Origin of the sequence: Moorena sp. SIO3H5 (assembly GCF_010692395.1) — a bacterium.
Classification (GTDB): Bacteria; Cyanobacteriota; Cyanobacteriia; order Cyanobacteriales; family Coleofasciculaceae; genus Moorena.
In genome coordinates this window covers 1-15,573 of record NZ_JAAHHS010000048.1, presented here as the reverse complement: position 1 = coordinate 15,573, position 15,573 = coordinate 1, and the positions used below count along the sequence as shown (strand labels likewise).

15 protein-coding genes are annotated in these 15,573 nt (G+C 43.3%); 6 read left to right on the top strand and 9 right to left on the bottom strand.

Going from position 1 to position 15,573, the window contains the following annotated elements; all coding sequences use genetic code 11:
- Positions 1 to 165: 165 nt before the first annotated feature.
- A complete protein-coding gene (locus F6K52_RS08240) occupies positions 166 to 5,367 on the top strand; it encodes a hypothetical protein (RefSeq protein ID WP_293076258.1) in 5,202 nt (1,733 codons plus the stop codon).
- A gap of 476 nt (positions 5,368 to 5,843) precedes the next feature.
- Positions 5,844 to 7,139 carry a carboxyl-terminal processing protease CtpC gene (gene ctpC / locus F6K52_RS08235; RefSeq protein ID WP_293076256.1) on the top strand — a complete coding sequence of 432 codons (1,296 nt, stop codon included), beginning with the start codon at positions 5,844 to 5,846 and terminating at the stop codon, positions 7,137 to 7,139.
- Between the two features lie 540 nt (positions 7,140 to 7,679).
- Here the strand turns inward: ctpC and F6K52_RS08230 are convergent.
- A complete protein-coding gene (locus tag F6K52_RS08230) occupies positions 7,680 to 7,967 on the bottom strand; it encodes a hypothetical protein (protein WP_364416621.1) in 288 nt (95 codons plus the stop codon).
- 301 nt (positions 7,968 to 8,268) lie between these two features.
- Here F6K52_RS08230 and F6K52_RS08225 point away from each other — a divergent pair, with 301 nt between their 5' ends.
- On the top strand, positions 8,269 to 8,481 hold the full coding sequence (locus F6K52_RS08225; protein WP_070393300.1) for a DUF2555 domain-containing protein: 213 nt from the start codon (positions 8,269 to 8,271) through the stop codon (positions 8,479 to 8,481).
- Positions 8,478 to 9,722, top strand: a complete 1,245-nt coding sequence (gene coaBC, locus F6K52_RS08220) for a bifunctional phosphopantothenoylcysteine decarboxylase/phosphopantothenate--cysteine ligase CoaBC (protein WP_293076254.1) — start codon at positions 8,478 to 8,480, stop codon at positions 9,720 to 9,722. Before F6K52_RS08225 ends, coaBC begins: the two co-directional genes overlap by 4 nt.
- Positions 9,723 to 9,766: 44 nt before the next feature.
- Here coaBC and arsC read toward each other — a convergent pair whose 3' ends face one another.
- The 7 genes from arsC to purS all read right to left on the bottom strand — a co-directional run bounded on the left by arsC (position 9,767) and on the right by purS (position 13,666).
- Complete coding sequence (arsC, locus tag F6K52_RS08215) at positions 9,767 to 10,162, bottom strand: arsenate reductase, glutathione/glutaredoxin type (RefSeq protein WP_293047623.1); 396 nt, start codon at positions 10,160 to 10,162, stop codon at positions 9,767 to 9,769.
- A 67-nt stretch (positions 10,163 to 10,229) separates the two neighbouring features.
- Positions 10,230 to 10,946, bottom strand: coding sequence for an MIP/aquaporin family protein (locus F6K52_RS08210; RefSeq protein ID WP_293076252.1), 717 nt, complete (start codon positions 10,944 to 10,946; stop codon positions 10,230 to 10,232).
- A 16-nt stretch (positions 10,947 to 10,962) separates the two neighbouring features.
- Positions 10,963 to 11,418, bottom strand: coding sequence for an ArsI/CadI family heavy metal resistance metalloenzyme (locus tag F6K52_RS08205; protein ID WP_293076250.1), 456 nt, complete (start codon positions 11,416 to 11,418; stop codon positions 10,963 to 10,965).
- Positions 11,419 to 11,630: 212 nt separating this feature from the next.
- On the bottom strand, positions 11,631 to 11,957 hold the full coding sequence (locus F6K52_RS08200; RefSeq protein ID WP_293076248.1) for a metalloregulator ArsR/SmtB family transcription factor: 327 nt from the start codon (positions 11,955 to 11,957) through the stop codon (positions 11,631 to 11,633).
- 14 nt (positions 11,958 to 11,971) lie between these two features.
- A complete protein-coding gene (locus F6K52_RS08195; RefSeq protein ID WP_293076246.1) occupies positions 11,972 to 12,274 on the bottom strand; it encodes an MSMEG_0570 family nitrogen starvation response protein in 303 nt (100 codons plus the stop codon).
- Positions 12,275 to 12,692: 418 nt separating this feature from the next.
- Positions 12,693 to 13,388 (bottom strand): phosphoribosylformylglycinamidine synthase subunit PurQ, encoded by a 696-nt coding sequence (gene purQ / locus F6K52_RS08190; RefSeq protein WP_293076244.1) that lies wholly within the window; start codon positions 13,386 to 13,388, stop codon positions 12,693 to 12,695.
- Positions 13,385 to 13,666, bottom strand: a complete 282-nt coding sequence (gene purS / locus F6K52_RS08185; RefSeq protein ID WP_293076242.1) for a phosphoribosylformylglycinamidine synthase subunit PurS — start codon at positions 13,664 to 13,666, stop codon at positions 13,385 to 13,387. Before purS ends, purQ begins: the two co-directional genes overlap by 4 nt.
- Before the next feature lie 270 nt (positions 13,667 to 13,936).
- Between purS and F6K52_RS08180 the strand changes: the two genes are divergently transcribed.
- Positions 13,937 to 14,347: a Fur family transcriptional regulator gene (locus tag F6K52_RS08180; protein WP_293076239.1), complete on the top strand. Its 411-nt coding sequence runs from the start codon at positions 13,937 to 13,939 to the stop codon at positions 14,345 to 14,347.
- 255 nt (positions 14,348 to 14,602) lie between these two features.
- Positions 14,603 to 14,815 carry a hypothetical protein gene (locus F6K52_RS08175; protein ID WP_293076237.1) on the top strand — a complete coding sequence of 71 codons (213 nt, stop codon included), beginning with the start codon at positions 14,603 to 14,605 and terminating at the stop codon, positions 14,813 to 14,815.
- A gap of 248 nt (positions 14,816 to 15,063) precedes the next feature.
- Here the strand turns inward: F6K52_RS08175 and F6K52_RS08170 are convergent.
- Positions 15,064 to 15,573: SPFH domain-containing protein (locus F6K52_RS08170; RefSeq protein WP_293076235.1), on the bottom strand; the 510-nt coding region annotated here is incomplete at its 5' end.

Genomic DNA, 15,573 nt, shown 5'->3' with positions numbered 1-15,573 from the left:
CTTATGAAAGATGTTTTTCTTGAGTAAGACCTAATTATACTTATTGTTTTTTATCAGTGAAAACCCTTACTTACCGATAAGTTCTGATAGTAAGATTACTATCTAGATGGAAAATAACCCTAGTAATAGGGAATTTCTACCAGTAGGGGTCAAAAGGTTAGTGACATGAAGCAGCAAAATCCCCCAGAAACACTAGCCCCATACAGTGCTCACTCTCTATTAACCCTATCCCGGGCAATAATGTTCTCCCAAGGAGAATTTGCACTGATTTTGGTGCGATGCAACTACGAGTTATTTAGGAAGCAAATATGGCAGTACGTCCGAGAAATTACAGAGCTTACCATAGGTGAGCTAGTTTGTAACAAGTCTAGTCAAACTCTATTTAGTAATATCTTTACCACCCAACAGTATGGGACAACATCTGCCCTAATGGTATCGGGTCTAGAGTTAGTTGATGGCATCAACCAGGTACTACTTTCAGCTAACCAGGTGCGAGATGAATTGCCCAAATGCTTAACCTGTCCCTTAGTGGTATGGGTAACTGACAAGGGACTTCAAAAGTTGATCAGGCTTGCTCCTTATTTTAAAAATTGGGCTACTACCTCGATTCGGTTTGAACTTACCATTGACCAATTACTCGTTTTATGTAATGGAACGGCAGATGAAATCTTTGCCAATATTTTGGCTAGAGACTTGGGAGAGTTTTTGCCCAACAAGGTGCTTTCATTGTCTCGCGATTGCCACCGACGCCAAGAATTTGAGTGGGCATTACAGGATTTGCAATCTCGTGACATCAGCATAGATTCTGTGCTACTAGCTACCAAGCACTTTATTCTAGGGCGAGATGCCTTTGAAAATGACCAGATTAATCTGGCCTTGGAGCATTATCAGCAAAGTCTAAATTTTTGGCAGGAGAATATAGGAGAATGGGGCGGCTGCTTCGGCAGTGAGGCTCCCGATTCAGATGAACACTATTATGAACAGGTTAAACCGGTAAAAGCATGTACAACTATCCTAGGTAAAGCTTCTAGGAAGAGCAAAGAAAGCAAAAGGGAGACAGCTAAATGTTTCGAGCAACGTCTTGGGCAAACTAACCACTCAATCCCTCCCTTGTCTGATCCCTCCCTCACCCCTTCAGGTTTAGAACGGCTTGGTTTAGTGTTCCATCACATTGGCTTGTGCTATTGCCGTCAAGCCCAGTTACAAGACTCCATCGGTTGCTATCAGTGGGAGCAAGCCCAGAAAAACTTCTGTACTGCCATTGACCTGTTTACTAAAACAGGACGCTTGGACTTGGTGGCTCAGTTGACCATAAAATTGGGAGAAGTCCTACAACACCTGGAACATTGGACAGAATTAGAAGCTTTAGCGCTAGCGTTTCTGGCACAGCCTCACACTCAAGATAATCCAGTTCAGCTCTCTCGAGCCTATGGCTTTTTGGCAACAGGTGCCTATGAGCAATCGAATTGGAACCATGCTATAGACTTATCTCTGACAGCTGTGCGCACTCTGGAGACATCTCAGCCGACTCTCAACGCTAAAAAGCTTTGCCACCGAGCTTCCTATCTGCTGCTAGCTGCTAGATCTGTGCGCCAGCTGGGCAAGCCAAAATCTGCCATTAATTATCTTGAACAAGCTATAAACCTAAAAACTACCGAGCCCAACCCTCTACAGCAGCAGCCTCAACTGTTGATGGAGCTCTTGGAGGAATTGCGATCGCTCTACTTTGAGCAAAAAGCATACCAACGAGGGTTTGAACTTAAGCAACAAAAACGCTTGATAGAACAACAGTTTAGGTTTTCTACCTTTGCTGGTATGGCTCCTTTACAGAGTGTCGAGCCAAGTCGAGAAACTGACGCAACAATTACCAAGAAAGGTTTTTGTCCATCAGCCCTAGAAATCGCAGCGGCTGGACGTCAAACCGATGTCAACGGCCTGCTCGAACGCATTAGCCGCAATGACCACAAACTAACCGTGATTCATGGGAATTCTGGCGTTGGCAAGAGTTCCCTGATTAATGCTGGTTTAGTTCCTGCACTTAGCTCCAGAATTATTGGTGCTAGACAAACCTTGACGGTGGTGCAAACCGTTTACAGGAATTGGCTCGGTGAGCTGGAAAAACGTTTAGACCTTGAATTAGCAAGTACAGTAGTCTTCAACTTTAAAGATGCCAAGGTTTCACCTTTAAACGTTCAACCTACGCGAAGGGAACGCCTACGGGGAACAATCTACGCGAAGGGAACGCCTACGGCTAACAACTTACCCGACTCCAACGCCTGGGCTGAAAAACCTTTAACCCTTAAACCAATTCTCGATAAGTTGTATCGGTGTTCCCAGCATAACTTATTAACCGTCCTGATTTTTGACCAGTTTGAAGAATTTTTTTTCCTTGCTACCGACTTAGAGCAACGACATCAGTTTTATAATTTTTTAGCCCAAGCTCTCAATCTCCCCTTTGTAAAAATAATCTTGTCTATGCGAGAAGATTATCTACATTACTTGTTAGAGTTTGAGCGCTTTAAGGATCTCAGTGTCATTAACAACAATATCCTAGATCAGAAGCTGCGTTATCACTTAGGTGATCTGTCCCCAGAGAATGCCAAAAACCTTATTCACTCCTTAACAGCAGTATCTCAGTTTAAGTTAGAACCTGCTCTAATCGAAGCACTGGTAAAGGATTTAGTCACCAATACGGGAGTGGTGCGCTTAATTGAATTACAAGTCGTGGGTGCTCAGCTACAAGCGGAAAAAATTACTACCCTTGAAGGATACCGAGCTTTGGGAAATGACCCCAAGACAGTTCTAGTCGAGGGATCGCTTTCCCAAATTATTTATGATTGTGGGCCAGAAAATGAAGATGCCGTCTGGGAAGTTTTATTCTCCTTAACCGATCAACGAGGTACCCGTCCGTTGAAAACTCAAGCTGAGTTAGTACTGTCCAATTGGGACAACTCCACACTAACTCAAATCCCCTTGATTTTGGAAATTTTGGTCGGTTCCGGTTTAGTCTTCCGAGTGCCAGAAACACCACAAAATCGATATCAGCTGATTCATGATTATCTAGTTCTACCGATTCGTCAAAAATATAAGCAACGTACCCAATCTAATATTAAAGTACGGCTAAAACAAAGTGAGAGTCAACTGTTGCGGGTTCGTAAACAACGACTGCGTGCCATTGCCATTAGCACAGTGATGGCACTTTTAGCAGTGACCAATGGTGGCTTGAGATGGCGAGCCGAAGCTCAACGAATCAATGCTATGCTTAGTGCCCTGAGTGCCTCTTCAGAAGCTCTTTTCGTATCCAATAAAACCTTTGATGCTTTGCTCGAAGGCTTAAGAGCCGCAAAAAAACTACAGCAGGAAGAGCAGCAATATCTACCATCTCGAACAGTAGAGGCAGATACCCGTCTACAAGTAATCACAGCTCTTTCCCAGGCAGTTTATTCAGTTTCCGAACACAATCGACTCGAAGGACATAGTGATATTGTTTCCAGCATCAGTTTTTCCCCAGATGGTAAGTTTATTGCCTCCACCAGCCGCGATAAAACGGTCAAACTGTGGCATCCTGATGGCAAGTTGATCCAAACCTTAGAAGGTCATCAAGATAGTGTAACCAGCGTATCTTTTAGTCCAGATAGTCAGTTAATTGCCTCTAGTAGCTGGGATGGCACAGTCAGACTATGGCGTCAAACTGGCGAGCTAGTCAGAATAATTACCCCTGATGCTGGTCATATATACAGTGTCAGTTTTAGTCGAGATGGGCAGATGATTGCTACGGCTGGCAAAGATAAGAAAATTCGATTATGGACTGTTGATGGCAAATTAATTAAAACCTTTTCCGGTCACCGGGGTGTAGTGCGGTCGGTAAGCTTTAGTGGAGATGGTAAGATCATTGCTTCTGCTAGTTCCGATAACACCATTAAGCTGTGGAGTCAAACCGGAAAATTGCTAAATACTCTTAGAGGACATAGTGCTCAGGTTAACTGTGTAGTATTTAGTCCTGATGGTCAGTTAATTGCTTCAGCTAGCGATGATCAAACGGTAAAGTTGTGGAATGCCAATGGCAAACTCATCAAAACCTTTCCCAAGCATCAACGATGGGTTAATGGTGTTGCTTTCAGTGCTGATGGTCAGCTGATTGCCTCTGCCAGTGATGATAATATAGTACGGCTATGGAATCGTGAAGGCACTTTAATCAACACCTTTAAGGGACACAGCGATGGGGTTAGTGCTGTCAGTTTCCGTCCTACTAAATCTTTTAGTTCTCAAGACAACCTAGCTCACAGCAAGTCCCATACCCCTGTACAACCATCTAACCCTCAAACTGACCAACTAATTCTGGCTTCAGCCAGCCACGATAAAACTATCAAGCTCTGGAGTAGTATTAATCAGTCTCACGTGATTTTAAGAGGGCATCAGGATAATGTACAGGATGTAACCTTTTCTCCAGACTCTCAACAGATTGCCACAGCTAGTAATGACAGAACTGTTAAGCTTTGGGATCGCAACGGAAACCTGCTCAAAACCTTAACAGGGCATCAAGATCGAGTCTACAGCATCAGTTTCAGTGCTGATGGTGACCTAATTGCCTCTGGTAGTCGAGATGGCACGGTGAAACTCTGGCATCGTAGCGGTACTTTGATTAAAACAATAAAGGGACATCAGGACTGGGTATTGAATGTTAGTTTTAGTCCTGACTCCGAGCTGCTCGCGTCTGCCAGTCGGGATAGGACAGTCAAAATTTGGGATCGCACTGGTAAATTGCTTCATACCCTGACTGGTCATAGTGAGCGGGTTAATGCAGTTAAGTTTAGCCAGGATAGTCAGCGATTGGCATCGGCCAGTGATGATAAAACTGTAAAGTTATGGAGTGCTGATGGGCAACTTCTGAAAACACTACCAGGTCATCGCAATTGGGTTTTGGATCTCAGCTTCTCACCCGACAACAAGTTCTTGGCAACAGCGAGCTACGATAACACAGTGAAACTCTGGCGCAAAGATGGGACTTTACAATCAACCCTCAAAGGTCATACTGATAGTGTGGCCAAAGTCCGCTTTAGCCCCAAGGGCAAAATTTTGGCAACCAGCAGCTGGGACAACCAGGTTCAGCTATGGCGCTTCGACGACACCCTGATCAAAACCTTGAAAGCTGGTGAGCATCGCGTCACAAATCTTAGCTGGAGCCATGATGGAACAGCCTTGGCAGTGGCTAGTGAAGATGGTACAGTGGCAATCTGGAATTTGAATTTAGACGATCTGCTAGATAAAAGCTGCCACTGGCTAAGAAATTATCTCCAAAACAACCCAGAAGTCAGAGAAAGCGATCGCCAACTTTGTCAGCTGATCACAAACAGCCATATCAAATAGAATAATTAGTAGGTCTTTTGCGGTAATGTTAGACTGGGAAATGGTAAATGGGTAATCATTGGACAACTAACGATGAAAACCAATGACCACAATAATTTTCCGGAGGGGAAGTTGGGTGGGAGGAAAATTAATAATATGGGACTGATACCCCCAGCTTCCTTATCCTTAGTAAGGATAGTTTATTTATTGAAATCCTAGCTAGATGGGATTATGGTGGTGTGGTGTGGTGGTATGATGGCGTGATTAGCTAATGAGGTTAGTATGGATAAATAAGATCCTCATGACCCTAATCAACAACACAGATGACCCCTAAAAGGCTATAGCCATAGGGGTATCTTAAAAGGGTTAGACTACCCAAAATTGAACAAGGGGGTGTCAGTCTCAGATTGATTTGCATAGGAGCTATCTGACATCCCCGTTCGTTAGATATAGCTTAGCTCCTTTGCATTAGTTTCCCGACCTTAAGCGAAAGGATTATGGTAATTACAAAACGTGGCCTGGTTCTTGGTGCGACAGCAGTAGTCCTAACAACTGTAGCAGTTACAGGAGCTGGTCTTCATCTATCTCAAAGTCAGGCTTTCTTTCGCGAGAGTCCTAAGGAGCTAGTTGATGAAGTTTGGCAAATTATTAACCGCAGGTATGTAGATGCTACCTTCAACCAGGTTGATTGGGAGGAAGTGCGCCAAGATTATCTGAATCGGTCTTACAGTAGCAAGGAACAAGCCTACAAGGCAATCCGGGAAATGCTAGAGCCCTTGGACGATCCTTACACCAGGTTTATGGATCCCGAAGAGTTCAAGAATATGCAGATTGATACATCTGGGGAATTAACTGGTGTAGGTATTCAGATTGCCCTGGATGAGGAAACAAAAAAGTTGATGGTGATTTCCCCTATTGAGGATACCCCAGCTTTTAAAGCGGGAATCCTGGCAAAGGATATCATTATCAAAATTGATGGCAAGAGTACCGAAGGTATGGATGTCAACGATGCAGTACAACTGATCCGAGGCAAGCCAGGGACTTCCGTGACTTTGACCATTCAGCGAGGCCAAAAGGTAGTTGACTATCCGATTACACGAGCTAGGATTGAAATCCACCCTGTAAAGTATAGCTATCGGGAAAGTTCAGATGGTTATGGCATCGGCTACATTCGCCTTTCTCAATTTAGTGCTAACGCCGCAAAGGAGATGGGGGAAGCCATCCGAAAGTTAGAAGAACAGAAGGTTAGTGGCTATGTTTTAGATCTCCGCTCTAACCCTGGGGGGCTACTTTATGCCAGCATTGAAATTGCTCGGATGTGGTTTGATTCCGGTACAATTGTGTCAACAGTTAACCGAATCGGCAAATCCGAATACCAGAAAGCAATTAATCGCTCTCTGACTGATAAACCATTAGTAGTACTGGTGGATGGTGGTTCAGCCAGTGCTAGCGAAATTCTTTCGGGTGCTTTACAAGACAATCAACGTGCCATCTTGGTAGGAACTCAGACTTTTGGTAAGGGCTTAGTCCAATCCGTGCGAGGGCTTGGAGATGGCTCAGGTCTGGCAGTAACCATTGCTAAGTATCTTACCCCTAGTGGTCGCGATATTAATAAGTCCGGTATTGAACCAGATATTGTGTTCGAGCTTTCGGATGAACAGCGTAAGGACTTGCAGAAAAATCGTGACAAAGTTGGCACCTTGGATGATGCTCAGTATGCTAAAGCGTTTGATATTTTGGTACAGGAAATTGCTGCCAAACAAGGGTCAAGGGCAGAAAGGAAAGCTCGTTAAGCCTTAAACTTTTACCTGGTTGAGAGTGGGTCGAGTTTGGCAAGAGATGGGAGATTTTATGTTAGTAATTCTCCCAACTATTTCTAATTAGTAATTGGTAATTGGTAACTAGTAATTGGTAATTGCTAAATCACAAACGCCCTAGGGTTATTATTTAAAATATTTGACTGATCCGAGGTTCCCAGTTTCCCTTTCCCTTTCAGCCAAAGTATGTTATTTTAACACCATCTATTAGTGTTATATTTGGTAAGTTATCCTGCTTTCCAAGTACTGTATCCCGAGAAAAATTTTGCCTATTCCGGACTTACTATACATTGAGTCAGCATTTTTTGGATGAAGCGGTCTTGTTGATAATTGAGACCGTTTTTTTTGTACCACAAGTTACTCTAATTACCAACTTATCAAGATCCTAACCGGTTACCCGTCAGAAAAATTTCCTTGAAATTTCCTTAGTGACGAAAAAGTAGAGACGTAGCATGGTAAATCTCTACTGGTCTGAAACTTTACTGAATCGTAAGCATTCAGCCCTCAGCTAATGCGCTACGCGCACGCTACTTGAGGTGCTATGAGCCATCTGAGCCTACTGATCAAAGAGGCTAGACTATCAATGAACCAACGATCAGCAGTAGTCCAGATGAATACAACTGCAGCTTGACTGCGGAGCACTTGGGAAGAGCGATCGCTATTGCCAAAAATCCGTGCCACCCAATCAGGGCCAGGGAGATGCAATAAATCTTTACCAAGGTTTGCCTTGTAAGTAAGGAGGCTTTCGGCTTCATCACCCAACCAGGATTCAATCGATTGGGGTGTGGCAAGGGTAGCATTCATAACCATAAGAGTTCATCAAAAAGTCACTCTACTTTGAGAGTGACAATTTCTACTTAGGAAAGGGGCTTTTAAAATAACTAAATATAAATAACTAAATATAGTTATTTTATGGATAATTTGTATTTCTATAGTAAGCCTCCATACAAATGACTCCTAAAAACTAACAAAAAATTTACGAATACTTCACGCTAAAGCTGGTATTATCTATAGTCAGTCGTGTCACTAAATAGGGATAATAGAAGTAAAGTTGTCGAAGACGTACAACTGTTAACAAAAAAGCTAACCAAGAGAGGCGTGAGCAATGGCAACTACGACCATTTCCCAACGTGACCTTTCAGCTCTCAGTGCAGAGGACGTTGCCAAGTTGGCTGCACGTCTAGAGCTGGATGATTACTCTGGCGCATTTGAAGGACTCAAAGATTGGCATCTACTGCGGGCACTGGCGTTTCAGCGTCCAGAGTTAGCACAACCCTATCTCTATTTACTGGACATGGAAGCTTACGACGAGGCGTGAATAAGGGTAGAAAAGTTTTAATTGGTGTATGTGGGGGCATCGCTGCTTATAAAGTTTGTGAGGTTGTTTCTACCCTATTTAAGGCGGTTGCTGAAGTAAGGGTAATTCTAACCCAGGGAGCTGAAAAATTTATCACTCCTTTGACTCTAAGTACCCTCTCTCGCCATCCAGCTTATACAGACAACGTATTCTGGCAAGCAAAGCACGAACGCCCGGTGCATATTGAATTAGGGGAATGGGCAGAAGTATTGGTGATTGCTCCTCTGACGGCTAATACCCTAGGTAAGTTGGCTTATGGCTTAGCAGATAACTTACTAACCAATACGGTTCTAGCGTCTAGTTGCCCTATTTTGTTGGCACCAGCTATGAATACAGATATGTGGAAGCAACAGTCAGTGCAACGAAATTGGCAACAGCTGTTAGGTGACCCCAGGTATCATAGTGTTGGTCCAACAGCAGGACGGTTAGCATGCGATCGCATTGGTGCAGGACGGATGGCAGAACCAGAGGAGATAATCGCCTCTATCCAATCCCTGCTCTACACTGGTGGCAAACGAGACTTAACCGGTAAACAAGTCTTAATCAGTACTGGTGGCACTCGGGAATATATAGATCCAGTACGCTTTATTGGGAATCCCTCCACAGGCAAGATGGGACTAGCCCTAGCCCAAGCTGCCAGAAATCGGGGAGCAGTTGTCACCCTCGTTCATGGACCAGCTACTTGGGAAGCACCCATGGGTATCCGGACAATTCCAGTAGTGAGTGCTACTGAGATGCATCGGGCAATGCTAGCCAATTTTCCCAATGCTGATTTGATTGTGATGGCAGCAGCGGTAGCAGATGTAACCCCTGGAATCTACCAGGAGATGAAGATACCGAAGCATGGACTTCCTGCTGCTCTACCTTTAAAACCGGTGCCAGATATCCTAGCTGAATTGGGACGACTGAAACACCCCCATCAGTACTTAGTTGGATTTGCTGCACAAACTGGAGATATTATCAAGCCTGCGTTACAAAAATTAAATAAGAAGCGATTGGATGCAATTGTAGCTAACCCAGTTGACAAACCAAATGCTGGTTTTGGCAGTGATACCAACCAAGCAATTTTGATTGATAACAGAGGACGCCATCAACAGATTAATCGCTGCACTAAATTAGAGTTAGCTCACCATTTATTTGATTTTATCCAAAATCCTCCGGAAGGTAATAGTAATGTAAAGTATCAAATAATTACTAGATAACTATGCTGTTGATAAGTCCTTTAAATTAACCGTAAACAAACTAATTAGCTCAAGGTTTCCACTAACTTAGCTACTCGTTCTTTAATTTCATCTCGGACACGGCGAAAGGTCTCTAGTGGTTGCCCATCAGGATCATCGAGCTGCCAATCTTCAAAGACATCTCGTAATACCCAGGCTTCTGGTAAATTAACACCACAGCCGCACAAGGAAATTACAGCATCATAGTCTTCAGCCTTGAAATCCTTTAAAGGATTAGACGTCTGGTCAGTAATATCTATATTAATTTCATCCATGACTTGAATTGCTGTAGGATGAACTCGGCTTGCTTCTAGTCCAGAACTAGTAACAGAAATCTTCCCTTCTCCTAAGGTTCTAGCAAAACCCTCTGCCATTTGAGAACGGCAGGAATTTCTTTTACAAACAAACATGATTTGTTTCATAGTGATTTGTTATTGATTAGTTGTTATTTAGTAATTGTTACTGGTTAATTTTTAGCTAGCTATGGTTTTATTTAATATCCCGAAATCCATGGGAAAGTTGCCGATAGGCAATCACGGCTAACTGCGCTCCTACAATTGGGGCAACCCAATAAATCCATTGATGTTGCCAAATCCCAGCTACTACGGCTGGCCCCAATGAACGGGCTGGATTCATGCTGGCACCGGTAATTGGTCCGAAGCAAGCTGCTTCTAATGCTACGGTTAAGCCAATAGCCAAACCAGCAAAGCCAATGGGAGCACGGCGGTCAAGACCAGAGCCTAAAATCACAAACATTAAGATAAAGGTGAGTACTACTTCCAGCACTAAGGATTGAAACCAGTTCCCTTGTAGAGGCAGAGTTGCCCCGAGCTCAGCAACATACCCCAGTGTCAGCAACAGTAATGTTGAAGCAGCGATCGCACCAATGCATTGAGCCAGGATATAAGGTAACACCTTGCGAGCGGGAAAAAAGCCACTAGCCCAGAAGGCAAGGGTCACAGCTGGGTTAATATGGGCATCGCTAATATGTCCTGTGGCATAGATTAAAGCAGCGACCACTGCTCCAAACACAAAACTGACGCCCAGATGAGTTAAGGCTCCACTAGTGATGTGATTAACCATGACAGCACCAGTGCCAACAAAGACTAAGATAAATGTAGCCATGCATTCAGTTACTGCCTCTCGCCAGCAATGGGATATTAAGGGCCAGAGAGTTTGTTTGGGTATCAGTTTGCGGATTCTCATTTAACGGTGATCTAATTTATCCACAGCAGGAGGATTTAAGAGTATTGGATTCCTGCTGAGAATTGTCGGTAATCTTGAGATTCATCTCGGGTGCAGTATCTTCGACATTCACCACAAATATTTCCCAGCGGTTACCATCTGGGTCACTTACCCAAACTTTATCCTGGATGGCATAGCAACAGTGAGTGTTCTTTTCCTCTAACACCTCTAGTCCTGCAGCTTGAAAACGCTTGATCTGAGCTTGTACGTCTTCTGTCGTTTCAACCTGTACACCTAGATGAGATAATGTGCCACCAGAGTGCATATTGGGGTTGAGTTCTAGGGTGAGATTGAGGGGCGGATTTGCCAAATCAAATTTGGCGTACTCAGCTTTGTATTTAACTGGAGACACACCAAACATGGCGTGGTAAAATGTCACAGATTTGTGAAGGTCAGTGACATTTAGGGAGACATGAGTTTTGAGAGTAGCCATGGATATCCCTCGTATTTTACTAATTAGCTGATTCTAATATATCAAAAAAAATTGATGTATTAGTTAAATATATAGTTAAGCCATCGGCTGAATTGGCTAATGGTATTGGGCTAATGGTATTAGGTACATCAAAAGCAGTTGACAGGGTCTGTGCTTTAAGCCGCTTGATACTGTGATCAGAAGACCCTTAGCCATTCAACCTAGACTTTAAACTAGTCTGAGCAATAACTATGGGCAGGTACCATCACACCTGTGCGACGAAATTCTGCCAAATATTGCTCTAAAACCACAAACTGGGGCAAATTAAGGCTGTAGTACATCCACCTTCCCTGTTGACGGGGGCGAATCAGACCAGCTTGTTTAAGGGTTTTCAGGTGAAATGATAGTTTTGATTGCTGGACATTTAAGCGATCGCATAAATCACACACACATAACTCTTGCGATCGCAGTAGCTCAATCACTGCCAGCCGCAGGGGATCGGAGAGAGCATGGAAGCCAGCGAGGATAGTAGTGGAGTCTGGAGCAGAAGTGGCTTGCATCAATTTTTCTTGAATTATTCTGTGGTTTGGACATCGATAAATTTTAGCAATCGCACTTTTGGATCAGATAGATTACTATACTTCTTCGCTTTGTCTTCTATTATCTTCAGTTGTCCTAGTGCTTTGCTGCAAGAGAAACCAAATTGAGCTTTGACGCGATCACTACCATCGTTAAGCGCAGTCCGAGATAGTGCCACAAATTCCGAAAGGGAATAGTCTTGGTCAGCATTGAAATATTTCTTGACCACTAGAGAAGGGGAATAGCAAAGTTCTTGTTCACCATCAGGCCATTCAATTTTAAAGTTAGTTTCAGGCATTTTTTGATATTATTTTATATTATTCGATTTTATATTTATATTTTTTTATTTTACTAAATATAACAATAAATTTTAACAAACACTCGCTGTCCACTCAACGACTAACCTTTGCTTATTTTTACTTTTTAAAATACTTTTTCGAGCATTAAGCTGTTGCGCATTTAAATTGGGTATTATTCAGTTATAAAAAAACCGTCAAACCCTATCCCCAGCTCCCCAGCTCCCCAGCTGTCAGAACCAACAAATTTAAATGAAGACCAGCTTAACAGCCACTAATTTTAAAAAGTATAAACTTCAGTTGATAACAATATTTATCAGTAAACCAGATCCGGTATAATTGGAAGCTTTGGCACACAGATAACGTTTAGGCGACCCATGTAGCGGTCGCGATTATCGGTAATTGGTGGTATCGATAACACTAGCAATGCTCAAAAGTCTTCAACAAACTCTGAAACAATCTCATCCCATCGATATTGCCTAACATCGGATCAGCTGCTCGTTCTGGATGGGGCATCATACCTAAAATTTTGCCAGTGGTATCACAAATTCCGGCAATGTTATTTAGGGAACCATTGGGATTACCGGTTGTCTCTATCTCTCCTGAAACAGTAGCGTAACGAAACAATACCTGACCATTATCTTCGAGAGCTTTGAGAGTGTCAGCATCAGCGTAGTAGCGCCCTTCACCATGGGCAATAGGTAGACTTATAATTTCTCCTGGGTGATAAGCTGTAGTCCAATATAAATCAGTGCGCTCCACTTTCACTGGAACGCGATCGCAAATAAAATGTAAGTCCCGATTTCTGACTAATGCCCCTGGTAACAGCCCCATTTCCGTCAGCATCTGGAAACCATTACAAATGCCCAGGACAAATTTACCCTGTTTAGCGTGGTCTACCACCATTGGCATGACTGGAGAAAACTGGGCAATTGCGCCACAGCGCAGGTAATCCCCATAGCTAAATCCTCCTGGGAGTACCACCACATCTAAGTCAGAAATATCGGTTTCCTGATGCCAAACCATCCGGGTTGGACATTGGAGTAAGCTAGTTGTAACATAGGCTAAATCGCCATCACAGTTTGACCCAGGAAAGACCACCACCCCAAATTTCATGCTTCCACTCCTAGTTTTGCTGAAATCTCAACCAATTCAAAGCGATAATTTTCAATAACTGGGTTGGCTAAGAGCTGGTCACAAATCTGATTCAATTGTTCTCGCGCCATATCTTCATTAGCAGCACTCAGGTTAAGTTCGATATATTTACCAATACGCACCTGTTCTATACTCTCATAGCCTAGCTGCTTAAGTCCTGACTCAACAGCTACACCGGCTGGATCCAATACAGAGTTTCTAAGTGTAACATAAATAGAAGCCTGATATTTGTTAGTCACAACTCTCCCCTTTCATTATATAATGATAATGGATATAATATCAAGGATGAAGGATCAACGATTAAAAAAGTCTATCAGCAACTAGTATTTTTTGAGCTAGTATTTTTTTCAACTGTCACAGCGCGTAACTATCAATAGCCTAATCCAGGGATTTGGGCATAGCCGCGCTCACTATTGCTGATGATCCGTTTATCATTCATCCTTCTTTACAGTTTGAACCAACAAGCACCATTAACATCAAAAAAATTCTAGGATTTTAAAAAAAGATTAATGAAAGGCCAACGCACCCGCTCCCAAGAGCGAATTCTGAAACTGCTCACAACCTTGAATCGGGCTATGTCGGCCCAAGATCTTTATGTCGAGCTGCGCAAACGTAAGCAATCTATGGGTTTGGCTACAGTTTACCGCGCTTTGGATGCTTTAAAACTGGAAGGAATGGTGAAAGTCAGGACTCTTGGTAGTGGAGAATCCCTCTACAGTGGTGTACAAAATGATCAACATCACCTCACTTGTCTCAATTGTGACATGTCTATTCCCATTGAAGACTCTCCCATACCTCAATTACAGAAGAAGTTGCAAGATTCTTATCAATTTACTATTTTCTACCATACCTTGGAATTTTTCGGATTATGTGAACAGTGTTCTGTAACCAATGCTACAGAATATCAAGACTCAGAATGAGATAATACCGTAATCACCTACAACAGCAATGGTAACAGAAGCTTGGTGATTCTCCCTTAGCGGCTTAGCTAGCCAAAGACACGATCCCAGTACAATGTACAATTTTCAATGGAACATTGAACAGGGGTTCAGTGTCATCAAAATAATCAAAAGCTTAAAAAAGGGTGATAAGTACTTTAGAGGCATAGTCCAAATTGGCTGTTGCTAGACTTTCAGCCTCGAAGGTACATTCTTGTTTTAATAGGTGCTTGTGTTATGGCTAATATCAGGGAAGTTGTACAAAAAGCACTCAAAACTGGCTATTTGAGTGTGACAGAAGAGGATAAGCTACGGCAGCTTTTAACTAGAAAATATCCACTGGAAGACTTAAATGCCTTCATGAAGCTACAGCTAGCTGTAATGAATGGTTATGTTAAGCAAGAATCTCGTGAGGTGTTCTGTTCCAAGGAACTTTCTCAAGGGATTTAGGTATCCTGTGGTTATACCAGCGCCAACCAGTTAAAGCTGCGTTGGCTAAAATCGCTGTCAACAGACTCCTCTATCCCTTGGCCGTAATTTTCCATTACTGTCAATCACCCTAATTTTACCATAGGAAAAATGGAGGAGCTTGCAACTCTGCCATCGGGGATGGCGCTCCTCCGCCTAAAAGTTTGTTTAAGCGTAGACACAAAACCTACCTAAACGGGGATACCCGTCTAGGTGTGGGTAACTTACTCTCAACTACCCTTTTGATTCACATTCATACCTAGGGAATTGGGGTTAACCTGGTCTCCATCACCGACAATCGAACGCATCCCTTCAATGGTTGCCGGAATGCTGCGAGGATCCATAAACATAACTTTACTACTCTCGCTAGTGCCAACTTGCATACCCATATCGATATAGTTCTGAGCCAGTAAAAACTGGAGGGCATCACGAGCATTGGGGTCATTATTAAGAGTCTTAGCCACAATTTTGAGAGCCTCAGCAGTGGCTTGTGCCTTGAGAACCTGCTGCTGTCGTTCTGCCTGAGCTTTGAGAACTATTGCCTGTTGTTGGGCTTCAGCATCCATAATCGCAGCTTTTTTACGGGCTCCAGCATCTAACTCTAGTGCCTCGGCTTTACCTCTGGCGGTGTTAACCGCAGATTCTCGTTCCCCTTCAGAGGTCAGAATTGCCGCCCGCTTACGGCGTTCTGCCGACATCTGTAACTCCATTGAGTCCTGCACTGCCTGAGACGGATCGGG

Excerpts from the sequence above, each read along its gene's own strand:
- F6K52_RS08180 (WP_293076239.1), top strand. The coding sequence starts at position 13,937 with ATGAAAGGCCAACGCACCCGCTCCCAAGAGCGAATTCTGAAACTGCTC.
- purQ (WP_293076244.1), bottom strand. The coding sequence starts at position 13,388 with ATGAAATTTGGGGTGGTGGTCTTTCCTGGGTCAAACTGTGATGGCGAT.
- F6K52_RS08200 (WP_293076248.1), bottom strand. The coding sequence starts at position 11,957 with ATGCAAGCCACTTCTGCTCCAGACTCCACTACTATCCTCGCTGGCTTC.
- arsC (WP_293047623.1), bottom strand. The coding sequence starts at position 10,162 with ATGAAACAAATCATGTTTGTTTGTAAAAGAAATTCCTGCCGTTCTCAA.
- F6K52_RS08240 (WP_293076258.1), top strand. The coding sequence starts at position 166 with ATGAAGCAGCAAAATCCCCCAGAAACACTAGCCCCATACAGTGCTCAC.
- F6K52_RS08175 (WP_293076237.1), top strand. The coding sequence starts at position 14,603 with ATGGCTAATATCAGGGAAGTTGTACAAAAAGCACTCAAAACTGGCTAT.
- F6K52_RS08225 (WP_070393300.1), top strand. The coding sequence starts at position 8,269 with ATGGCAACTACGACCATTTCCCAACGTGACCTTTCAGCTCTCAGTGCA.
- F6K52_RS08195 (WP_293076246.1), bottom strand. The coding sequence starts at position 12,274 with ATGCCTGAAACTAACTTTAAAATTGAATGGCCTGATGGTGAACAAGAA.
- F6K52_RS08210 (WP_293076252.1), bottom strand. The coding sequence starts at position 10,946 with ATGAGAATCCGCAAACTGATACCCAAACAAACTCTCTGGCCCTTAATA.
- F6K52_RS08230 (WP_364416621.1), bottom strand. The coding sequence starts at position 7,967 with ATGAATGCTACCCTTGCCACACCCCAATCGATTGAATCCTGGTTGGGT.
- ctpC (WP_293076256.1), top strand. The coding sequence starts at position 5,844 with ATGGTAATTACAAAACGTGGCCTGGTTCTTGGTGCGACAGCAGTAGTC.
- F6K52_RS08205 (WP_293076250.1), bottom strand. The coding sequence starts at position 11,418 with ATGGCTACTCTCAAAACTCATGTCTCCCTAAATGTCACTGACCTTCAC.